At 61.9% G+C, this 23,192-nt stretch carries 15 protein-coding genes; 10 read left to right on the top strand and 5 right to left on the bottom strand.

Going from position 1 to position 23,192, the window contains the following annotated elements; all coding sequences use genetic code 11:
- The first annotated feature begins 9 nt into the window (after positions 1-9).
- On the top strand, positions 10-2,070 hold the full coding sequence (locus tag NIT7645_RS08870) for a hypothetical protein (protein WP_050686705.1): 2,061 nt from the start codon (positions 10-12) through the stop codon (positions 2,068-2,070).
- 22 nt (positions 2,071-2,092) lie between these two features.
- On the opposite strand, the gene pbpC is transcribed toward NIT7645_RS08870, so the two are convergent.
- Complete coding sequence (gene pbpC, locus NIT7645_RS08865) at positions 2,093-4,132, bottom strand: penicillin-binding protein 1C (RefSeq protein WP_050686700.1); 2,040 nt, start codon at positions 4,130-4,132, stop codon at positions 2,093-2,095.
- A 35-nt stretch (positions 4,133-4,167) separates the two neighbouring features.
- Positions 4,168-9,627 carry an alpha-2-macroglobulin family protein gene (locus tag NIT7645_RS08860; RefSeq protein WP_173644450.1) on the bottom strand — a complete coding sequence of 1,820 codons (5,460 nt, stop codon included), beginning with the start codon at positions 9,625-9,627 and terminating at the stop codon, positions 4,168-4,170.
- Between the two features lie 157 nt (positions 9,628-9,784).
- On the opposite strand from NIT7645_RS08860, the gene NIT7645_RS08855 reads away from it, so the two are divergent.
- Positions 9,785-12,121, top strand: a complete 2,337-nt coding sequence (locus NIT7645_RS08855; RefSeq protein WP_050687081.1) for a response regulator — start codon at positions 9,785-9,787, stop codon at positions 12,119-12,121.
- Between the two features lie 101 nt (positions 12,122-12,222).
- Here NIT7645_RS08855 and yaaA read toward each other — a convergent pair whose 3' ends face one another.
- From yaaA to NIT7645_RS08840, 3 genes are all read right to left on the bottom strand, one after another.
- Positions 12,223-12,987 carry a peroxide stress protein YaaA gene (gene yaaA / locus NIT7645_RS08850; RefSeq protein ID WP_050686697.1) on the bottom strand — a complete coding sequence of 255 codons (765 nt, stop codon included), beginning with the start codon at positions 12,985-12,987 and terminating at the stop codon, positions 12,223-12,225.
- A gap of 30 nt (positions 12,988-13,017) precedes the next feature.
- Positions 13,018-15,102 carry a DNA helicase RecQ gene (recQ, locus tag NIT7645_RS08845; RefSeq protein WP_050687079.1) on the bottom strand — a complete coding sequence of 695 codons (2,085 nt, stop codon included), beginning with the start codon at positions 15,100-15,102 and terminating at the stop codon, positions 13,018-13,020.
- A gap of 170 nt (positions 15,103-15,272) precedes the next feature.
- Entirely contained in the window at positions 15,273-15,560 is a 288-nt protein-coding gene (locus NIT7645_RS08840; protein ID WP_037303032.1) for a YggT family protein, read from the bottom strand.
- A gap of 137 nt (positions 15,561-15,697) precedes the next feature.
- Between NIT7645_RS08840 and NIT7645_RS08835 the strand changes: the two genes are divergently transcribed.
- The 8 genes from NIT7645_RS08835 (at position 15,698) to NIT7645_RS08800 (ending at position 23,107) form a co-directional block, all read left to right on the top strand.
- Positions 15,698-16,252, top strand: coding sequence for an acyl-CoA thioesterase (locus NIT7645_RS08835; RefSeq protein WP_050686695.1), 555 nt, complete (start codon positions 15,698-15,700; stop codon positions 16,250-16,252).
- A gap of 160 nt (positions 16,253-16,412) precedes the next feature.
- Positions 16,413-17,777 carry an MFS transporter gene (locus NIT7645_RS08830; RefSeq protein WP_050686693.1) on the top strand — a complete coding sequence of 455 codons (1,365 nt, stop codon included), beginning with the start codon at positions 16,413-16,415 and terminating at the stop codon, positions 17,775-17,777.
- Positions 17,774-18,697 carry a penicillin-insensitive murein endopeptidase gene (gene mepA / locus NIT7645_RS08825; RefSeq protein WP_046211656.1) on the top strand — a complete coding sequence of 308 codons (924 nt, stop codon included), beginning with the start codon at positions 17,774-17,776 and terminating at the stop codon, positions 18,695-18,697. The genes NIT7645_RS08830 and mepA overlap by 4 nt, the downstream gene beginning before the upstream one ends.
- Positions 18,670-19,599, top strand: coding sequence for an esterase-like activity of phytase family protein (locus tag NIT7645_RS08820; RefSeq protein ID WP_008559974.1), 930 nt, complete (start codon positions 18,670-18,672; stop codon positions 19,597-19,599). Before mepA ends, NIT7645_RS08820 begins: the two co-directional genes overlap by 28 nt.
- 150 nt (positions 19,600-19,749) lie before the next feature.
- Positions 19,750-20,382, top strand: coding sequence for a queuosine precursor transporter (locus NIT7645_RS08815; RefSeq protein WP_008559467.1), 633 nt, complete (start codon positions 19,750-19,752; stop codon positions 20,380-20,382).
- Between the two features lie 341 nt (positions 20,383-20,723).
- A complete protein-coding gene (gene arfB / locus NIT7645_RS08810) occupies positions 20,724-21,143 on the top strand; it encodes an alternative ribosome rescue aminoacyl-tRNA hydrolase ArfB (protein ID WP_008562128.1) in 420 nt (139 codons plus the stop codon).
- 68 nt (positions 21,144-21,211) lie between these two features.
- Positions 21,212-21,973, top strand: a complete 762-nt coding sequence (locus NIT7645_RS08805) for an SDR family oxidoreductase (protein ID WP_050686692.1) — start codon at positions 21,212-21,214, stop codon at positions 21,971-21,973.
- A gap of 93 nt (positions 21,974-22,066) precedes the next feature.
- Positions 22,067-23,107 carry a P1 family peptidase gene (locus NIT7645_RS08800; RefSeq protein ID WP_050686689.1) on the top strand — a complete coding sequence of 347 codons (1,041 nt, stop codon included), beginning with the start codon at positions 22,067-22,069 and terminating at the stop codon, positions 23,105-23,107.
- The last annotated feature ends 85 nt before the right edge of the window (positions 23,108-23,192 follow it).

Genomic DNA, 23,192 nt, shown 5'->3' with positions numbered 1-23,192 from the left:
GGGGCCGCAATGACACAGACGATCCTCTTTGATCCCTTGCTGCCCTGGACTGTGATCTGGGTGCTATCTGCCCTGTCACTTGCTGCTGTGGCGCTGGCACTTTGGAAACGGCTCTCGGGCTGGGCTCTGCGTGGCGCTGCCGCGCTTGTTTTGCTGGCCGCGCTATGCGGACCGGTTTACCAGACCGAAGACCGTGCGCCCCTCAAGGATATTGTTGTCGTGCTGGAAGATCAGACAGCGAGCCAGCAGCTGTCCAATCGCCCAGAACAGACCACCGCGACCCGCGCCACGCTGGAAGCGGCCCTTGCAGCACGTCCCAATACGGACATCCATTGGGTCACCGTCGACGGGGTCGAACCACGCGAAGGCGCAACCGACAACAGCGGAACCACATTGATGGGCCACCTGGCCGAAGCCCTTGCCAATTTGCCGCGCGGGCGCATAGCCGGAATGATCGCAATCAGCGACGGTCAGGTCCATGACATCGACCAAAGCCCCGCTATGCCAGCGCCGTTTCATGTTCTTCTCAGTGGACAGCCCGATGACTGGGACCGCCGCCTTATCGTGCGCAACGCCCCAAGCTTTGCCATCATCGGGGAGCCCGTCACGCTGACATTGCGGATCGAAGATCAGGGGGCGGCACCGTCGCCTGGGGGCCTTGCGGAGCTGGCGATTTCCATAGGCGGGGCAGAACCGCAACGCTTTAACTTGCCGGTTGGGGTAGATTTCGATCTGCCTCTCACTCTTCCGCATGGCGGTCGAAATGTGATCCAGTTTTCGGTCCCGATGGCCGAGGGTGAGCTTACTGACCGCAACAATGCAGCGCTGGTGCAAATCAACGGTGTTCGGGATCGGTTGCGCGTGCTCTTGGTATCGGGCGAACCCCATCCAGGTGGACGCACCTGGCGCAACCTTCTGAAATCGGACAGCGCGGTGGATCTGGTACATTTCACCATTCTGCGGCCACCGGAAAAGCAGGACGGGGTGCCTGTCGACGAACTTTCGTTGATTGCCTTTCCCACCCGCGAGTTGTTTCTGGAAAAGATCAATGACTTCGACCTGATCATCTTCGATCGCTACAAACGGCGCGGCATCCTGCCTGCAATCTATCTCGACAATGTTGCAGATTACGTCCAGCGCGGCGGCGCTGTTCTGGTCGCAGCTGGACCGGATTTCGCCAGCGCCGACAGCATTTACCGCTCCCCCCTGTCCAGCATTCTGCCCGCCAGCCCATCGGCACGGGTCATCGAACGCCCCTATCGCCCGACCGTCACGGATTTGGGTCAACGCCATCCCGTCACCGCCGACATGACCGACGCCGAGAGCTGGGGGCGATGGTTGCGTCAAGTGGATGTGAACGTCCCCGAAGGGGATGTCCTGATGAGCGGACTGGACGACCGTCCCTTGCTGGTGCTGAACCGCGTAGGGGACGGGCGCGTGGCGCTGCTTGCATCCGATCACGCCTGGCTCTGGAGCCGCGGCTACGAAGGCGGAGGCCCGCAGCTTGAGCTGCTGCGCCGTCTGGCTCATTGGATGATGAAAGAACCTGAGCTGGAAGAAAACGTCCTGACCGCAGACGCAACGGGCCAGCGCATGCGCATCGAACGCCGCAGCCTGCAGGATGATGTCGGAGACGTCACCGTGACTGCGCCAGATGGCTCTACCGCCATCGTCAAGCTGCGCGAGATCGGGCCGGGCCGTTGGGAAGGTCGCTATGAAGGAAAAGAGCCAGGCCTCTACCGGTTGGAAGAAGGTACGCAAAGCACAGTGATCGGCCTTGGCCCAGCCGCACCACGCGAGTTCGAGCAGACCATAGCAACAGCCGACGTGCTGGCCGAGGTCGTCAGCCAGACCCGCGGCGGCATTCGCAACATTTCGGATGGTATACCGATCCTACGCAATGTCAGGGAAGGCAGAACCGCAGCGGGCCGGGGGTGGATCGGCCTCACGCCACGCGATGCCTACCGCACCGTATCGGTCAACCAAACGCCCCTTTTGCCGGGTTGGCTTGTGCTGCTGCTTGCCTCGGCCATGATCCTCGCTGGATGGCTGCGAGAAGGACGCCGCTAGGGACACCGGTCTGGCGCGTGATCTAGCCTCGCGTGCCCAGAGGTTGAACCGGCATGATCCTGACCCGCACCCGGTCTGACTGCCCATTGCGGTCCACCACGACAAATGTCGAATACCCTTCCCCCGGTGAAGGAACCTCCAGAACGCGGCGGCGCACACCCGTTCGGATAGGCCTGTCATTGGCCATGATGACAAACGGCGCCTCACCGCCCCGCAGCTTTAGGGTCAAGGCGTCAGCGGACGAAACCAACTCTGCGCCATCCGGGGGGAACACCACCTGAAGCGGTTCAATCCACCCGGTGGCTCCCTTGCTCTCTCCCGCTGCGCTGAACCGGCGAAGCGGAAGCGGAAGGTCAGCCGTTGCCGCCACCAATGTCTGCGGCGGCGCGGCTGGCAACGGTGTAAAGCTGACGCCCATTCGGCCAAAGGCTTCAAACAACAACGGCGCCGCCAGCTCTGCTCCAAAGGCACCCGGTACGGGCGTGCCGTCAGCGCGCCCCAGCCAGACGCCGATGACGTATCGCCCATCCCAGCCAATCGCCCAAGTATCGCGATGCCCGTATGATGTCCCGGTCTTATAGGCCAGCATTCTGGCCGGCGCGCCTGGGGGTGGCGGCAGATCCCGAAGGATATCACCCAGCTGCCAGGCTGCCACCTCTGACAAAATCCGGGCACTCCGCTCAGGCGGCTGGTCCTGCTGGTGATGCAACACAATACCCTGCCCCCCAGCGGCGATCAGCGCATAGATCTGCACGAGGTCACGCAAGCTGACACCGACACCGCCAAGCGCGACCGCCAGCCCCGGCTGGCCACCGGGCAGCACGGGTCTTGCGCCGCTCCTGCGCATTGCTGTCATCAACCGCGCGGGGCCCAGGTCCTGCAGCAGGCTGACAACCGGGGTATTCAGCGACAGCTGAAGCGCCTGACGCACCCGCAGATCCCCGCGGAAGCGGCCGTCAAAATTCTGCGGTGCATAGCCATCGATATCAATCGGGCCGTCGTGGATCATGGTCTCGGGATGTGCCATGCCCTGATCAAAGGCCAACCCGTAGACCAAAGGCTTCAGGGTCGAGCCGGGCGAGCGCGCCGCACGGGTCATGTCGACATAGCCACGCCTTCCCCCGTTGTGGTAGCCGGGCGAGCCGACAGAGGCGAGGATCTCACCGCTTTGATGATCGGCCAGAACAAGCGCCGCAGACAGGTTCGCCCCGTGACGCTCCACCGTTTCCCGCAACAAACCTGCCAGCCGCCGTTGCATGCCCTCATCAATGGTCAGATCAAGTTGGCGCTGATCTGGTCGCTCTGCCAGCGCCAAATCAGCGAGATGCGGCGCCTCCAGCGGGAAGGGGTAAATTTCATTTGGAATCGGCTCTAACAAGGCAGTTTTTGCCTGCTCTGCCGTAATCACCTCTGCTGCGGCCATGCGGTTGATCACCCGGTTGCGCGCGGCCAGCGCAACACCCGGCGCCCGATCAGGCCGCCGCGTTTCAGGAGACTGCGGCAAGGCGACAAGCAGCGCTGCCTGCGACGGAGTCAGCCTCCGGGGGGCCTTGCCAAACCACGCATAGCTCGCTGCGCGCACGCCCTCGATGTTGCCGCCAAAGGGGGCGTGAAGCAGATAGAGCTGCAAGATCTGCGCCTTGCTCAACCGCTGTTCCAAAGCCAGCGCAACACGGATCTGGCGCAGTTTTCCGGCCCATCGCCCCGTCCCGCCATTCTCAAGCAGACGCGCCACCTGCATGGTCAAAGTAGAGCCGCCAGATACAACCTCGTCGCGCCAGACCGCCTGCGTTCCAGCGCGGAGCATGGCCCACAGATCCACTCCGCTATGGCTGTAGAACCGCTTGTCTTCATAGCGCAGCAGCATGGCAAGATAGGTCGGATCGACCTGATCAGACGCCACATCCAGACGCCAAATGCCATCCGCTACCGGATAGGCCCGCAACAGCGCACCGTTGCGGTCCCGTACCTCTCGCGCGGTTTCCGCCAACACCGGCGGCAGAACAGTCCGGCTGACCCAGCCCTGCAGCCCGAGGGCCGCGATCCAGACCGCAAGGCCCATGCAGAACAGAGCCCAGCAAATGGCGCCGCGTCGGTTCACCGGATCAGCAACCGTCCGGTCCCAGTGCGGGCCCGGAACTCTGGCCTGTACATATCCTCGACCGAAGCCGCAGGATGGTGGAACATCCCCGGTGTGACGGCACGGGCGACATAGGCAAGCGTAATAATGCCAGCCTTATCGCCTCGATCTCCGCGGCGCAGATCCACCGCTGCAAGGAACCGATCTGATCGAAACTCTGTATGTTGCGCAGTCGACAGATCCAGCCAATCCAATCCGCTCAGATCTCCTGATCGCAGCAGACTTGGGTTGTCGATCTCGACACCGGCCGCAAGCGGATCATTGATCATCAATCGCGCACCCACCGGCTCGAATGGCACAATGCGCAACACGGTCACAAACCGATCTCCGACAGCGTGCTCTGCGTACTCAATTGGCACGCCATCCAGCGTGTAATAGCTGCGCTCGATGCTGTAGCCTGTTCCGCCAACCGGGGCGGGGACTTCTGGCACGCCAATCGTGGTGAGTGTGATGTCGATCTGCCTGCCACTGGCTGCACTCAACGACACGGGCAACGCCGCATTTCCCCCGTCGCGGACCTCGACAAAGGGGCCATCAACAGGCTGACCATTGACCAGAAGCCCGCTGTCTTCTGCGCGGTTCACCAGCGCCTGCGCCGCCATCAGTGTCCACGCGCTTTCCTGGGTTGAGAGCGACCGCCCATCCGGTGCAAGGCTCTGGGCCAGGCGATCCGTCGACAGAACGTCCGATCGTGCCTCAGTCACCAGTGCCAGAACACCGGCCCGATCACGCAAGGCACTGCCATAGTCGGCACGCCACAGGGTGACATCCGGCGTCTGTGTCCGCAGCATATCACCGGCCTGCCGGAACAACCTGTCCGCACGGCGCTGATCACCGTAAGCGGCAAGCGCAGCACCCAGCTGGGCAACGGCCAACGGGGTGGCAAAAGCCTCGGCCTTGACGTCAGCGTAATAGCGCAGATCGCCCATCGCCGCCTCGCCTTCGCGTGCCAAGACCAGCAACCCATAGGCCAGGGCCTCGCCTCCGTTGTCGAAATCAGCGGCATAATTCACCCGGTTGCGCAGGTTGTCCAATGCCTGCTGCATCCGTTTTTCAGGCACGGCGTGGCCCGTGCTTCGCGCCCGACTAAGAAAGTCGGTCACATAGGCATCAAGCCAGAAATCTCCGCTTTCGGCGCGCCACAACCCAAAACCACCATTGCTGGCCTGTCGGGTCAGCACCTCTTCGATGGCCTGATCGATCTGGGTCGCAACGCTGTCACCCTGCGCCACTCCGGCGGCCTGAGCCACAGAAGACAGATACAACAACGGCAGCGCGCGGGATGTAACCTGCTCAGTGCAGCCGTATGGGTAACGGTCCAAAGAGTTCAGCACCCCCGGCACGTCAAAGCGCGCCAGCGGACCACTCGACAACATGGCCCGTGCAGTGCCCGGACGCAGACCGGAAAACACATCGGAGGAGAAGTCGAAACTATCCCCGCCCGCCAGCACAAACCGTCTGGTCATCGCGACCTCGGGATCATTTGCCCGCACCGGCATGCGCAGGCGCTGAACCACCGTGGCCCCATCGGGGCCGGTCAGCGCCAGCTCGATCTCTGGATCACCAACCGCGCTTGCCGAAACGGGCAGGATCAGGCTTTGGCTGCCCTGTTCTGCAAGCACCACGCGGCTGGGCAAGTTGCCCAAGGCCAGCCCGTCACCCAGAACCCGTGCCGCAACAGACACCTCACCAGAGGGGCCGTCGGCATGAGTGAGGTCAATTAGGATACGGCTCTGATCACCGGGTGCCAAAAAGCGCGGCGCAGAGGCGCTCACAACGATTGGGTCGCGAACCAGCATATCCTGTTCTGCCTGCCCGACCGCGGACTGTGTCCACGCCACAGCCATCAGCCGGACCGTGCCATTGAAAGGCGGCAGGTCAATCGGCACATCAACCGTTCCGTCAGCTGCGACCTTGAGTGGCCCGGAGAACACAGCCATCAGATCCTGGGTCGGGGGCGGAGACTGCATCTGCATGCCTGATCCGGCATCCCCGCCGGATCGCACCACTCCCAGAGCCCCGTTTCCAGTTTCAATCAGCCGCCCATATAGATCGCGCAGCTCCACCCCCAGACGCCTTTGGCCATAGAAATACCCCACAGGGTCAGGGCTACGGAAACCGGTCAGGTTCAGGATCCCTAGGTCGACAGCCGCAACAGTCAGCCAGACGTCTTCACCTGCCTGGGCACCCTCAACAGTGACACCGGTCAATTGCGTTGTCCGCGGGCGCGCAACGTCGGGGACGTTGATCGACACGGCCAGCTTTTGTCCCGGTCGCTCAACAACGGCATGAACCACGCCCAGCGCCCGCACCGGGGTCTGGTCTGCCTTGCCCTGCAAAGGTTGCACCAAGGCAGCCGTGACATAGGCACCGCTGCCCCACTCCTCTGTCACGGTGAGCGGTATCAGTGTCTCACCCGCAGATACCTCAATCAGCTGACGGCTGATCAGCCGATCTGACACCACGGATATCATCGCCATTCCGCCGTTGCGGGCATTCAGGCGCAGGCGGGCGGCATCACCTGGCTGATAGCTTTCCCGATCCAGAGACACGTCCAGCCGATCAGGCGTATCCGCGCCATCAGCGGGCACATACCAACCCGCGTGGAACAAGGAAGAGGACGCCACATAGCTTTGACCTTCGTGCTCGACCACCAGCTCGTATTCGCCCCACTCGACCGGTTGCGCCAGCTCGAGAGGATCACGGCCCAGCGTAATCTCGCCCGTCGCAACCCGCGTCCGCCGGGTGGTTGGTTCCCAGTTCCAGTTCCCGTAAAGCTGATACCACTGATACCGGGTTTCAATCCGATTGAGTGTCCATGTCGCCTTCAGGGTCGCAGCCTCTTCCGGCCCGGGGATCGCAATCAACTGAAAGCGCGCGTCCTGCCCCTCTGGCACCACGTCTTCAAACAGCGACTTAATCCCGATCAAGGGCTCTGATGCAGGCACCGGCAACTCCAGGCGCCGTTCAACCGGACGGGCGCTGCCATCCGACAGGCGTGTGACAACCTCAGCCAACAGGGGCTGGCCCAGTGTCTCAAGCTGCGGCAGGCTCAGATCGATCTCTGCCAGCCCGGCCCCGTCTGTCGTCTGTCCACTGAAAAACCGGCTTTGTGGAGGCAGGCGGTCATCGTGACGGCCAAACCGGTAACCCGGCCACCCAGCCAGACCCTCCGCAGCGCGCAGCCGGACCTCTCCCTCAATCGAAAGATCGCTTCCAGGTGCGCCAAACAGATACCGGGCGTTGATCGAAAGCTGCAGAACACCTCCGGGCCGCAGCTGCCCTGCGTCCGCAACCTCCTGGGTGAAATCGATCCGCTCTGGCAAAAAGTCCTCAACCAGCACCTGCTGACTGGCAAGGGGTTTGCCGTCCGGATCAGCCAAAATTGACAACCGCCAGGTGCCACGCGGCGCAGTTGCCGCGACTGGCAGGGAAAAGACATGCCCCCCGATTTGCCCCCGCTCAGAGATCTGCCGCGAATATTCCACGCCGTCCGGACGACGCAGCACAGCAATCAACGGCACCTCTGGCAGGGCCTGTGCACGTGGGTCGCGTGCCAACGCCGTGGCATGAATGACCTCTCCCGCCCGATAGGCGCCCCGGTCTGTGAACAGGAACACATCGACTGGGCCGGGTGCGGCCCGCCCTTCGACACCTCGGTCAGACAGATCAAAGGCGGCATCCCGTAGCGAAAGGAACGCAAAATCCGCAACGCCTCCTGCTGTATCAACCTCTGGTCCGACCTCGGCCATCACCACAGCTGGAGCCGCCGCGCCGGTCCCACGGACCAAACCGGGAGCAAACCGCGCATAGCCCTGCTCATCGGTCACTGTTCTGCCCAGGATCGCATTCGCGTTCGAGACAAGCTGCACAGACACGCCAGCCCGTGGTGTGGCGTCAGACAGGCTTTGCACCTGCACATGCAACCCATCACGTCCCATCATGCTGCTGAGCCCCAGATCCGTCAGCACAAACCACTGGGTCGCTGCGGGCGTGTCATAGGGGTCGGCCCCCGGCAATTGTGCACTCAGGGCGTAGATGCCAACCGGCTGCCCGTCCAGCGCCTCTCCCAGTGGCAACCGCGTTGTGACTGCCTGATTAAGATCTTGGCCAACATCGGCCGTGCCGGTCCAGATTTCCTCTGCAATATCCGCCGTGAATTGCTCTTCCTGCCACTGCGACAGGGGGCGGGCGAAATAGTCCTCTTGCAGGGTCCGCAATAGATTGCGGTCACTCACCCTGCGCAGGCGCAGGTCAAGCTGGGTGGCATTGACCGTTTCAACCGGCAACGCCACCTGATCGCCCTTCGGCAAGACATAGGACCGCCCGGAGAAACGCACCGCTGGACTGCGGTCGCGCACGTAGTGGGTCAGCGTGACGTCCTTGTTAAGCACCTCCCCCGTTGCCGCGGGCAGACCACGACGCAAAGTCAGTTGATAGCGCGTGCCATGTACCACGCCGTCAATGCAAAGCTGGCGACCATCGGCATCCGCGACCAGTCGGGGATCCGGCAGTTTCACATAGTCATCATAGTTCACGCCCAGTTTTCGCAGCTCTTCCGAGAAGGTCACGCAGATCCTTGGCGCTGCGCTGTCACTTTCAACCGAACTGTCCGTGACCCGAAAGCCATAAGCCGCAATCGCCTTGTCCAGACGCTCTGCCAGCCGCGGGCTGGGGGCCAGGTCGTTGGCAACGCGCAACACCGACACTGCCGCGCGCCCCCTCTCCAGCTGCTCCAAGGCGCGGGCAGCCACCATCAGGGCCTGCGCCTGCGCGCCATTGCCCTGAGCGCGGAAATAACTGTTCAAAGCCGCCGAAAGCGCGGCCTCTCGGGTGCGGCGCAAAGCTGTCCCTTTGCCCTCTTGGCGCATAAGACTGCGGGCATAGGCCTCCCACAGATCACCCCGGTCACTGATGGCGACCGCCTCTGCAATCCAGCGCAGGGCAACCGCAGGCGAGGCCTCTGCCGCTGCTGCCGCCAGATCCTCTACTGTTGCGCCCCCGGCCGGGAACCGCAGTCCCAGCCCAGCCGCCTGCTGACGCGCCGCCGTGAAATCAGCAGGATCCAGACCAGTCAGCTGCGCTGCGCGCTGTTCGGCCTGCCGCTGTTCGACCTTGCCCGCCCGGATCAGCTGCGCCGAAAACGCCCCTTCGAACGGCGCAGATTCGGTCATCGAGGATTTGGGAAAACAAGCATCCGAGCGACTGTTGAAAACAAACCCGACACAGGCCTGCTGCCCACTGCAGGCGCGGGCGCAACTGGCCATATCCGTATCAAACAAAGGCCCCAGATCAGCGCCGAAATGATCGGTGTCGCGCTGCAGAACAAACCGCCCCTCGGGCAAGGGTGAGTCGGCCAAAACCGCGGACGACGCAGAAACAAAGCTGAAGAAAAGAAGAAGATAAGTCAAAAACATGCGCACTGGAAAACCCTCCGAAACTGTTCAGAGGCTGGCACGCGGTTAACGCCATAGCAAGACATCCCGCCGTAACACCAACGCTAATCTCAATTTAATATCTCAGCCTCATTTTGAATCGGGCTGATGCGCTGGTTGCAATGTGGAGTTTGCAGGGATGAGCCTTGCCGACAGATTGAAAGAAGAAAGACGTGCCCGCCTCGCGGCGGAGCGCCTGCTTGAGCTGAAGCAGGCCGAACTTTCTGCAGCCAACCGCAAGCTAGGCCGCCATGCCCTTGCTTTGACTAGAGAAATTGGCGCAACGAAAGCCGAAGTCGAAAAAACCAAGGACGAAAATGCCAAGGTCAAACTTGACCTGTCCACCGCCAATGAAAAGGTGGAGCGCGCCGAACAGCGACTGTGGGATTCGATTCAGGCGATTCAGGATGGATTCGCCTTTTTTGATTCTGACGGCAAACTGATCAGCGCAAACGCCGCCTATCTTGAGCTGTTTGACGGCCTTGAAGAGGTGGAACCGGGTGTTTCCTATGTCCGGCTGCTGCAAATTCTTACCGACGAAGGTCTCATCAACACTGGCGAGCGCGACCCGGATGACTGGCGCGCGGAGATGACTGAGCGTTGGCTGCATCCCACACCCGAACCGGTTGTGGTACGCATGTGGGATGATCGCTATCTGCGCCTCGTCGATCAACGTGGCAACTCCGGCGATATGGTCAGTATGGCCCTCGATATCACTGCCTCTGTCCAATATGAGGAAGAGCTGGAAGCCGCACGCGAACGCGCAGAGGCGGCCAACCGCGCCAAATCGGCCTTCCTTGCCAACATGAGCCATGAAATCCGCACTCCCATGAACGGGGTGGTGGGGATGGCAGAATTGCTGAGCGACACAAACCTCAGCGAGGAACAGCGCCTTTACGCCAATACGATCAAAAACTCTGGCGAGGCACTGTTGGTCATCATCAACGACGTGCTCGATTATTCCAAAATCGAGGCCCAGAAACTCATCCTGCATCCGGAACCATTTGATCTGGAACGCAGCGTGCATGAGGTTTTGATGCTGTTGCAGCCAACTGCGCGCGAAAAAGGGCTGAACCTCATTCTCGACTATGACCTGTTCCTCCCAACCAGCTTTGTCGGGGATCCGGGTCGCATCCGCCAGGTTCTGACAAACCTTGTCGGAAACGCCGTCAAATTCACAACCGAAGGCCATGTCAATCTGCAGATCACCGGGATCTCAAGTCCGGAGGATGAATTCTGCTCCATCCATGTCGCCATCGAAGACACCGGTATCGGCATCCCCGCGGAAAAGGTTCAGCACATTTTCGGGGAATTCAATCAGGTCGATGACGAACAAAACCGCAAGTTCGAGGGTACTGGCCTTGGTCTTGCAATCACCAAGCGCCTGATCGAACTGATGGGAGGCGAGATCTGGGTCGAAAGCGAAGTCGGCAAGGGATCTTGCTTTGGCTTCCGTATCAAACTGCCGCTCGCCGCCGAGAGCACGGCCGCCATCCCGACAATGCCGCCTTCGCTGCGCAAGGTGATGGTTGTCGATGCGCCCTCCGTGATGCGCGACATCCTGAACAAGCAACTGGCGCTTCTGGGGCTTGAGGTTGTGTTGATGGACAATGGCGCCTCTGCGCTCGCCTATCTTGACCCCAGTATCGACCTGATCGTCTGCGACGAACTTCTGGCAGATGAAGAAGCGGTGGACTTCTGCCGCAAGGTCCGCGCTGGCCCCTATGCCTCTGTCCCGATCCTCATGATCAGTGGTGATCCAACAGCGCCCAGCAACCCAGAGGTTCTGGCCGCTGCAGACAGCATTCTGCTCAAACCTCTGCAGCGGGAAGAACTGTACATCCGCCTGTCCGCCCTGCACGGCGACGCGGCGGCGATTGCCAGCCTGCCACCGGCACCCGCTCCGGAGCCAACAGCCAACGTGCGCCCGCGACAGCAGGAGCAGTCAAAGCTGCAGGCGATTTCAGATCAGGCCGCTTCCCCGCAACAGCCTGCGACACAGCCAGCCAACACCGATCCGGTGCCGCTCACTCCCGTTGGGGCGACCGGCGCCCGGCGCATGCGGATCCTCGCCGCCGAAGACAATCGCACCAACCAGCTTGTCTTCCGCAAGATGGTCAAGGAGCTGAACATAGAGCTGCAGTTTGCCAACAATGGCGTTGAGGCCGTTGAAGGCTATCAATCCTTCCAGCCTGACCTGATTTTCATGGATATCTCGATGCCCGTCATGGACGGCAAGGAGGCCACCCAGAAAATCCGCGAATTGGAATACGGATCAGGCAGTTATACGCCAGTGGTCGCCTTGACGGCCCACGCCATGACCGGGGACGCCGACGGCATATTGGCCGCGGGGCTGGATCACTATCTGACCAAACCCCTGCGCAAGGCTCTGATCCACGAGCGTATCCATGCCTACCTTCCGGCGGAAGCGGCGCCGCTTGCAGACGCTGCAGATACCCAGTCAGGCGCAGCCTGAAAGCCAACGCAGCCCCCTCGCCCCTGATCACACCAAAAAGGCCAGGCAATAGCCCGGCCTGTTTACGTTTCATCTGCCCAGCCAAACGGCTGATCCGGCCCTCACCCTGCCCGCAGAAACACGGGCTGATCCGGCTTTGACAGGTCGGGCATGTGCCGATAGCCGCCAGCATCAAATTCCAAAAGGGACGCCGCCTCTGTCAGACGGTTCTGAATGATATAGCGGGCCATCGCACCGCGGGCGCGTTTGGCATAGAAACTGACCACCTTTGGTGTGCCGTTCTTGTCTTCCATAAAGACCGGAGAAATCACCCGAGGTTTCAACGCCTTCAGATCAACAGCGCCGAAATATTCTTGGCTGGCGCAATTCACCAGCAGGTCACTGCCCATCGCTTCGGCCTGCGCATTCAGCGCCTCCGAAATCCGGCTGCCCCAGAACTCATACAGGTTCTTGCCCTTCTCGGTCTTCAGGCGCGAGCCCATCTCCAGGCGATAGGCCTGCATTGCATCCAGCGGGCGCAGCAGACCGTAAAGACCGGACAGGATACGAAAATGATCCTGCGCCCAGGTCATTTCATCCGCATCAAGCGAGCCAGCTTCCAGCCCCTGATAGGTATCCCCGGCAAAGGCCAGCGCCGCCGGGCGGATATCATCCGGGCCCGGATCCGCGGCAAAGCTCTGAAACCGCTCGTGGTTCAGCTTCGCCAGATCCTCGCTGATGTGCATCAGCTTCATCAAATCGCCAACCGACAGATCCCGCGCATAGCCCACCAGCTCTTGCGCAGCATCGTGCATTGCGGGCCAGGTCATATCGACCTCCCGCGCGCTCCAATCCAGCTTTTTCGCCGGAGAAGTCACTACCAGCATGTTCTGCCCCCGTTTGGTTCTGGGTGATACTTAGGTCGCGCCGCGCAAGACGTCCAGAAACGCCCCGGCAAAACGTTCCGCGCGGCGCTCTCCTAACAGCCTTGTGATGGCCGCTTCATCCTGCGGACGCATCTGCGCGAGCTTGGCCAGCTGTGCCGCAGAGCAGCTGAGCGGCTTTTGCGTGCCGCAGTCGCCCCGCCCCAGCTGGGCCTGAACCTCCAGCAATTGGTCATAGACCGATCCGGCATCCCGCCCGGCCAGCTTGCGCCGCATGGGATGCAGCTGCGCTGCCTCACCGGTGATGACGGACAGGAACGCATCGCCATACCGTTCCAGTTTCTTCGCGCCGACACCGCCAATGCGCGCCAGCTGGTCGAGCGTGTCAGGACGTGTTTCGGCCATCTCGATCAGGGTCCGGTCGTTGAAGATCACATAGGCCGGTACCTTCTGCGCCTCTGCCAGGGCACGACGCTTGGCTTTCAGCGCCGACAGCAGCGGCGCATCCTCGTCCGAAACCAGCGCCTTTACCGCCGGGCTGCGTTTGGCCGACGTGATCGTATCGCGCCGCAGCGCAACCTCCTGCTCGCCTTTCAGAACCGGCAGCGCCGCTTCGGTCATACGCAGCGCACCATGGCGTTCGGGATCCGGGCGCACCAGATCATGTCCCATCATCTGACGAAAAACCGCCTGCCACTGGCGTTTGCCGTATTCCTTGCCACAGGCAAAAACCGACAGCTCGTCGTGGCGTTTTTCCTTTACCCGGTCGGTTTCATTGCCGACGAGGATGTCGATCAGATGGCCCGACCCATAGGTTTCATTTGTGCGCAATATTGCCGACAAAGCCTTGCGCACTGCAGTGGTGCCATCGAACACGTCAACGGGCTGATCGCACAGATCGCAGTTGCCGCAAGGCTCGGCCTCTTCACCGAAATAGGCAAGCAGGCTCTGGCGGCGACATTTCAACGCCTCAGCCAGTCCCAATAGCGCATTGAGCCGGGCATGATCCGCGCCCCGACGTTCCGGTGGCGCAAGCCCTTCGTCAATCTGGCTGCGGCGCAGGCGGATGTCTTCGGGGCCAAACAACGTCAGCGTCTCGGCAGGTGCACCATCCCGCCCCGCCCGGCCGATTTCCTGATAGTAGGCTTCAATCGACTTCGGCAGATCTGCATGGGCAACCCAACGAATATCCGGCTTGTCGATCCCCATGCCAAAGGCCACCGTGGCCACGACGATCAAACCATCTTCGCGCGCAAAACGGGTCTCTACCACGCGACGATCCTCGGCCTCCATGCCACCATGATAGTGGCAGGCCACATGACCTGCGTCCCGCAACCCCGCCGCAAGCGCCTCTGTCTTGGCGCGGGTCCCGCAATAGACGATGCCAGACTGTCCCTTTCGGGCCGCCGCAAATTCCAGGATCTGGCGGCGCGGGCTATCCTTGATGCCAAACGCCAGATGAATATTGGGGCGGTCAAACCCCCGAAGAAAGCTGCGCGGCGCATCCCCATCGAACAGCTTTTCAACGATTTCCTCGCGGGTTTCCTGGTCCGCTGTTGCTGTAAACGCGGCCAGAGGAACATCCAGCGCGCGACGCAGCTCTCCGATCCGCAGGTAATCGGGACGGAAATCATGGCCCCACTGGCTGACGCAATGGGCCTCGTCCACAGCAATCAGGCTAACGCCGATCCGGCGCAGCATGCCCATCGCAGCCCCAGAGGCCAACCGCTCCGGTGCCATGTAAAGCAGCTTTAGCCGCCCGTCTTCAATTGCCTGCCAGACCGCCTCTGTTTCTTCGTCGGTATTGCCAGAGGTGAGCGCGCCCGCCGCCACCCCAACCTCCTGCAGGGCACGGACCTGATCGCGCATCAGGGCAATCAGCGGCGAAATCACCACCGTAATCCCATCACGCATCAGCGCGGGCAGCTGATAGCACAGCGACTTGCCCCCACCGGTCGGCATGATCGCCAGCACGTTTTCCCCGGCGGTGACGGCATCGACGATCTCTCCCTGTCCGGGCCGGAATGCATCAAACCCGAAAATTTCGCGCAACAACGGCGTTGCGCCATGAGCTGTCGCACCGACGGGTGCGGTCATTTCCGGCTGGAGTGCGGACATGGGGGCTTGGGGCCTCGTTTTGCTGGTCTGCTCGTCTTGGCAGGCACAATCCCACAGGAGGAATCGGGCGGCAAGAGCCACGCGGCAACACTTCGCACCCTGAAAACGCAAAACCGCCGAGGATCTCTCCCCGGCGGCTGGCAATCACGTCACTGGCAACACGCTGGCCGTCAGTAGAACATCGCAATGTTGTTGGTCAGGATGATCCGCAGCGCATAAACCGCGATCAGCACCACCAGCGGCGCCAGATCAAGCCCCTGCATATTTGGCAGAATGCGACGGACCGGGCCGTATAGCGGCTCTAACAGGCGGTTCAGGCCATACCAGATCTGCGCCACAAACTGCTGATTGAGGTTCAGAACCTGGAAGTTGATCAGCCAGCTCATGATCACATGAGCGATGATGAAGAACCAGACGATGTCCAGGATCAGCATCAGAATTTGAAACAGCGACAGCATCTCATCTTTCCCTTTTTGGAGCTTGTCCACAGGTAAGCCCGCCCGCGCAAAATCGCAAGGCTGCCGCGAGGTTGCGGTTGACGCGCTGTAAACACAGGGCAACACCCTGCGTCCATTGCCGCAGGAGTTTCGGATTCATGTTTCCCATTTTTCGCCTGATCAAAGACGTTCTGGTTGCCCGTCGGATGCCGCCTCTGGACCTCACAGAGACGCATGTCTCGCGCCATATCTGTTGGCCCTGGGATCTTGATATCTGGCTGGAGCTGAACAATGGCCGCGCCATGACGCTCTATGATCTGGGGCGCACCATGCTGGCGCAGCGGGTCGGGCTGATTACAACCCTGCGCAAACGCCGCTGGGGGCTGACTGTTGCAGGCACCACCGTGCGGTTCCGCCGCCGTATCCGCGGTTTTGAACGGTTCGAGATGCGCACCCGTACTGTCGCCTGGGATGATCGTTTCATCTATCTGGAACAATCCATGTGGAAATCGAATGGCGACTGCGCCAGCCACGTCATGCTGCGCACCGCCGTGACCGACTCGCGCGGGATCGTTGCCCCAACAGAGGTGCTCGCCGCCCTTGGTCGCACCGACCAATCCAGCCCGGAAATGCCCGACTGGATCAGGGACTGGTGCGCAGCCGACGCAGGGCGTCCCTGGCCCCCGATGCAGGACCAGACCGCCACGCCCTGACGCTCGGCAGGGCGCTGCCGTTCCTGCAGCTCGCGCTTGCCTAACCCTGCTCTGCCCTGTCATACCGATAGGTAAAGGTCACAAATGACCACATCACCCGCCCGGCTACGGTCTTGGGGTGGTGAGTATCGGTAGCAGGCAGGGTAAGGGCAGGCAGAGCATGACGCAGATTTCCATGCGCAAACGCATCTGGGGATGGTGGGCTTTTGACTGGGCAAGCCAGCCCTATCACACGCTGCTGATCACGTTCATATTCGGCCCCTTCTTTGCCGCTGTCGCAACAGACGCATTCATGGCGCAAGGGCTGGCAGAAGAGGCCGCAAAGGCTCAGGCGCAATCCACCTGGTCCCTTTGCCTGACCATCGCTGGGCTGACCATCGGGATCTGTGCACCGTTTCTGGGCGCCTTTGCCGATATCTCCGGACGGCGGCGACCTTGGGTTGTGTTGTTTTCCTTGATGTATGTCATCGGAGCTGCCGGGCTCTGGTTTACGGATCCTGCAGGCTCCAACCTCTATCTGATGCTGTTTGTCTTTGGGATTGGGTTCCTGGGGGCGGAGTTTGCGCTGATTTTCGTGAACGCGCAGCTGCCCTCCCTTGGCCTGCGCGAAGATGTCGGCACCCTGTCAGGGTTCGGCTTTGCCATCGGCTACCTCGGTGGTGTTGTTGCCTTGGCGATCATGCTCACCCTTTTTGTCGAAAGCGCCAACGGCCGAACACTCATCGGGCTGACCCCCGCCTTCTGGCTTGACCCTGCCCTGCGCGAAGACACCCGTATCGTTGGCCCAATCACGGCTCTGTGGTTCGTCGTCTTCATCATCCCCTATTTCCTCTGGGTCCGCGACGGTTCTGCGACCGGCAATCGCGCCACGATGCAAGAGGCTGTGGGCTCTGTTCTGCGGTCCGTGAAAAGCCTGCGCAACCGCCTCAGCCTGGCGAGCTATCTGGGTTCCTCCATGCTTTATCGGGATGCGTTGAACGGGCTTTACACCTTCGGGGGGATCTACGCACGGCTGGTGCTGGACTGGCAGATCACCTTGATCGGGATTTTTGGCATTGTCTCAGCCATTTCCGCCGCGTTTTTCTGCTGGGTCGGCGGGTTCGCAGATCGCAGGTACGGCCCCAAGCCCGTTATCCGCACCTCAATCCTCGTGCTGACCGTCGTCTGCCTGATCGTGGTCAGCATGTCACGGGAACAGATCCTCGGCATTCCCCTTGCCGAAGGATCCAAGCTACCGGATATCGTCTTCTTTGCATGTGGCGTCCTGATCGGCGGGTTTGGCGGTATCCTTCAGGCTGCAAGCCGCAGTCTCATGGTGCGTCACACGACGCCCGAAACCGCGACCGAGGCCTTCGGCCTTTATGGTCTTTCGGGTCGCGCCACGGCCTTTCTGGCACCGGCCCTGATCGGCATCGCCACCACCATGACCGGCAGCCCCCGCCTGGGCATCACGCCGATCATCTTGCTCTTCCTTGCGGGGCTGTTCGTGCTGCGCTGGGTCAACGCGGAAGGAGACCAGAGTTGAAGTTCAGTCGATACATCACCCTCACCGCCCTCCTGTTGGCCGCCTGCGGGCCCGCCGCAGACAGCCGCTCACCCACTGTAAACCCGGTGGTCAGTCGCTCTGCCGACTCGGGCGTGCCCGCCAAACAGCTTTTCGGGGCCAAGCGCAGCGGCTCCGCCCAGAATCCCGCACCACACGGCTCTTACGCCAAAGGCTGCGTTGCCGGGGCTGAACAACTGCCCCAAACCGGCCCCACCTGGCAGGCCATGCGCCTGTCGCGCAATCGCAACTGGGGACATCCCGAAACCATCGACTTCATCAAGGATCTGAGCCGCGTCGCCGCAAGCCAGAACGGCTGGAACGGGCTGTATGTCGGCGACATCAGCCAGCCGCGTGGGGGGCCCATGCTGTCGGGCCATCGCAGCCATCAGATGGGCTTGGACGCGGATATCTGGATGCTGCCTGCCGATCGTCTCGATCTCTCTGTTGCCGAACGCGAGAAGATCTCCTCCATCTCCCTGCGCCGCGCCAAGGGCGCCTATACCAACTCCAACTGGACATCTCAGCATCACGCCATCCTGCGCGCCGCCGCAAAGGATGACCGTGTCGCGCGGATCTTTGTGTTTCCGGGCGCCAAGGTGCAGATGTGCAACGATGAAAAGGGCAACCGGGACTGGCTGCGAAAAATCCGCCCCTGGTTTGGCCACCACTACCACTTTCATGTGCGCCTGAAATGCCCGCCCGGTGCGCAGGGCTGCGTCAATCAGGATCCACCGCCCCGCGGTGATGGCTGCGATGATGCCCGCGAATGGGTCAGCAACATCCTGAACCCACCACCGCCCAAACCCCGCGACCCCAACGCCCCCAAGCCTACGCCACGGCGCGAACACACTCTATCGGATCTGCCACAACAATGCGCCGCCGTACTGCAATCAAACTAGGTCTTGGCCTGGCTGCCGCGACGGGCCTGTCGCTCTTTGGGGCGCAGGTCTATCGCCCGGTGGCCTCGGCCGCGCAGCCAGGTGCTGCGCAGCTGGTCGCAAGCTACCGCTGGACACACCCGGCCAAGTGGTTTGGCGGTTTTTCCGCTCTGGCGCTGTCAAAGGATGGCCGTCAGATGACGGTGATCAGCGACCGCGCAACCATCGTCACCGCAAATATTGCGCGGTCGGATGACGCGCTGGAACCCATCACCGGCATCACCCCTGTAGAAACCCACAAGCTGCGCGCCTCAAACGGAAAACTGCTGCGGGGACGCATTGTCGATTCCGAAGGGCTCGCCATTGGCAAGGACGGCACGCTGTTCATCTCGTTTGAGGGGGTTTCCCGCGTCGTTCGCCACACCCGCGGCGACAGCCGTGCCGAAGTGCTGCCCCGCCCCAAGGCATTTCGCCGCCTGCCACTGAACAAGGCACTCGAGGCCCTCGCAATCGACGACAAGGGCCGCCTCTATACCCTTCCTGAACGGGCCCTGACCAAGGCCGGCACGATCCCCGTCTGGCGTTGGAATGGCCGCCGCTGGGACCGCCCCTTTGATCTGCCAAGCCGCGGGGCATTCCTGCCGGTCGGGGCTGACTTTGGCCCCGATGGCAGGCTCTACCTGCTGGAGCGGGACTTTGGTTTCATTGGCTTTCGCAGTCGCCTACGCCGCTTTGATGTGGATGACACCGGTATCAGCGGCGAGGTGACGCTTCTGCAAACCGGTCTGGGCCTTCATGACAACCTTGAAGGCATCTCTGTCTGGCGCGACAGCAGCGGCGCATTGCGGGCCACTATGGTGTCCGACGACAATTTCCAGTCGCTCCAGCGAACGGAGCTGGTCGAATACCGCCTGCCAGAGTGAGCAGCCGCTTCTGTGCCACTGCACGCACCTGACCTGGCGCACGCGTCAGGACAAACCCCTTGCCACAATGCCCCCATCTCCGCTAAACGGCCTGATCTTTCGCAGCGCGAAACAAGTCTCCGCGACCTTGTCTAAAAAACGGACTACAAAATGACACGTTCCTATCTTCCTGGCGTCTTCGCCATGGCCGCCGTCGTCGTGGCCTCCAACATTCTGGTGCAGTTCCTGTTCGGTCAATGGCTGACCTGGGGCGCCTTTACCTACCCGATCGCTTTTCTCGTCACCGATATCACCAACCGCGTCTACGGCACCGGCCCCGCGCGCAAAGTGGTCTTTGCAGGCTTTATCGTCGGCGTCATCTGTTCGCTGATCGGCACCCAGATCATGGGTGAATTCGGCCCGTTGGTCACCCTGCGTATCGCAATCGGCTCCGGCCTTGCCTTCCTGACCGCTCAGCTCCTCGATGTGTCGATCTTTGCCGCGCTGCGCAACGGCGCCTGGTGGCGTGCGCCACTGGCCTCGACCCTGATCGGTGCATCTGTGGACACTGCGCTGTTCTTCTCCATCGCCTTCTCCGCCACGCTGACCTGGATCGAGCCGGGCAATGATGTGTCCTGGGCCGGTGAAATGCTGCCAATTCTGGGCTCTGGTCCGGTCGCCCCGCTGTGGGTATCGCTGGCCGTTGCTGACTGGGGCGTCAAGATCGGCCTCGCTCTTCTGGCGCTGGTCCCGTTCCGCCTGATCGTTGGCCGCCTGCTGCGCAAGGAAGCAACAGCCGGCTGACCTGGAATGGCGCTCTGGCGATTTTTGTTTTGACAAAACGCCAGAGCGTGCCACCCTCTGTCTCAACCGAAACAGTGAGAAAAGGAGGTGATCCAGTGTCTAAGAAGGTATTGGAGCAATGCGCAGCAACAACCGGAGCGGCCCGCCTCTGAGGCAGCCCTCTCTGGCAGCAGCCATCCGGCTGGGCAAGATGCCCTAACCTGCCTTTGCTCTTACAACTTCATGAAAGGGCCGCCCGATCTTCGGCGCGGCCCTTTTTCATGGACGCCTGCCATGTCCCAGAACACTGTCCTGCGCCGCAGCCACTTGGAGCCCGGCCAGCGACAAGGTAAGATCGCCCCATGTTGCGGATCACCGATGAAATCTCCCTACAGGACTGGGAAATGACCGAAAGCTTCGTACGGGCCTCGGGGCCCGGCGGGCAGAATGTGAACAAGGTCGCCACCGCGGTCGAACTCCGCTTCGAGGCCGCCCGCTCCCCCGCGCTCACCGCTGCGGTCAAGTCCCGGCTCAAACGGCTGGCAGGCCGACGCTGGACCAAGGAGGGCGCGATCATCCTGCAATGCGACGAAACCCGCTCGCAGCAGCGCAATCGCGATCTCGTGCGCGAACGGCTGGCCGAACTGGTGCGCAAGGCCCTCGTCGCCCCCAAACGCCGGATCGCCACCAAACCCACCCGCGGATCTGTGCGCCGCCGTCTGGATGCAAAACGCCAACGCAGCGACATCAAGGCGACGCGGGGTAAAATCGACCTCGACTAACCCGGCGATTGCACTGCCCCGCGTTCCCGGCCAAGCTGCCGCAAAGTCAACTCGGGGAGGACAACACCATGCGGCTGAACGGGAAACGTGCCATCGTGACAGGCGGCGCATCTGGATTCGGTGCGGGAATCGTCGACAAATTCCTGCAAGAAGGCGCGCAGGTGATGATTGCCGATATCAACGCCGATGCCGCCCAATCAGCGGCTGAAACAGCCTGCGCCACATACGGCGCCGATCGCGCCATTGCCCAGGCAGTTGATGTCTCCGCCAGAGCGTCGGTTGACGCGATGGCCGAAACCGCGCTCCGGGTCTTCGGACAGGTGGATATCCTCGTCAACAACGCAGGTGTCAGCCACCTGCCTACCCCGCTGGAAGAGGTCAGCGAAGACGACTTTGACCGCGTCTTTGCCGTCAACATGAAGTCGGTCTACCTCACGGCCCGGGCCCTGGTGCCGCATATGAAATCCTGTCAATCCGGGGCAATCCTCAATGTGGCCTCGACTGCGGGGGTGTCACCGCGTCCCAATCTCAACTGGTACAACGCGTCCAAGGGCTGGATGATCACCGCGACCCGCACCATGGCGGTAGAGCTTGCCCCCTCTGGCGTCCGCGTCAATGCGATCAACCCGGTTGCGGGCGAAACCCCCTTGCTGAAAACCTTCATGGGAGAGGACACGCCCGAAATCCGCGCCAAATTCCTCTCCACCATTCCCATCGGCCGGTTTTCTACCCCCGAAGACATGGGCAATGCCGCCTGCTACCTGTGCTCGGACGAGGCCAGCATGGTCACAGGCGTCGCGTTGGAAGTCGACGGCGGCCGCTGCATCTGACCACGCAGCCAGACGCAGCCCCGTCTGTCATCTTTCCCCAAATACTCCCGCCGGAGGCATCCCCCCCTTCGGCACATCACAAAGGATGAAGGCATGAAACCCGGTCCCCTGAACCTGATCACCGATGTCCCCGGCCTGAAGGTTGGCAATGCCCAGGACCGGAAGCTGAAATCCGGCACCACGGTACTAACCGCCAATCAGCCCTTCACCGCCGGGGTGCACGTCATGGGTGGCGCGCCAGGGACACGGGAAACCGATCTGCTGGCGCCCGACAAATCCGTCGCGCAGATCGATGCGCTGGTGCTCTCTGGCGGGTCCGCCTTTGGCCTCGATGCCTGCTCCGGCGTGGTCGCGGGTCTGCGCGATGACGGGCGCGGCTTTGCCGTTGGTCCTGCGCGCGTGCCCATTGTGCCGGGGGCCATCCTTTTTGATCTGCTGAACGGCGGTGACAAATCTTGGCAGCACAACCCCTATGCCGCCCTTGGGCGCGCCGCCTATGACGCGGCTGCGGTCGAATTTGATCTGGGCAGCGTGGGCGCGGGCACCGGCGCGCTGGCTTCGCGCGTCAAGGGCGGGCTTGGGTCTGCATCTTTTGTACTGCCGGGCGGGGTGACTGTCGGCGCACTGGTGGCCGCCAATCCCCTTGGCTCCGTTACAACTCCGGGCGATCGCCATTTCTGGGCCGCCCCCTTCGAGATTGGCAATGAATTCGGCGGGGTTGGTGCCGATCCACGCGGCGGGTTTGCAAGCCCGGACCCCAGCCTCAAGGTCGCGTCCATGCTGGAACTGGCCGCCGCGGCAGAGCTCCCGAGCGAAGGCAGCAACACCACAATTGCCATCGTCGCCACGGACGCCCCGCTCAGCAAATCACAATGCCAACGCCTCGCCATCGCCGCCCATGACGGGATCGCGTGGGCCATCGTGCCTGCTCATTCGCCGGGGGACGGGGATCTGGTGTTTGCGCTCAGCACCGGTGATGCCAGCACAGCCACCCCGGGCGGAGAGCTTGAGGCAGATCTGGGCGACATCTGCCACGCCGCCGCGCTGTGCCTCAGTCGGGCCATTGCACGGGCCGCCGCCGAGGCGCGCGCCGAACCGGGGGATCTGCTCCCTGCCTGGAACGATCTCCGCTAAACCCGCGTTTCATGGTCACAATCCCGCCAACGCGCCCCTGCCTGGGCTTCCGTGGCTTGACCTATGTCCTTTGCGGGCCAATTGG

This window comes from Phaeobacter italicus (assembly GCF_001258055.1).
Classification (GTDB): Bacteria; Pseudomonadota; Alphaproteobacteria; order Rhodobacterales; family Rhodobacteraceae; genus Phaeobacter; species Phaeobacter italicus.
The sequence above is the reverse complement of the archived record's forward strand: the minus strand, read 5'-3'. Positions and strand labels throughout refer to the sequence as shown.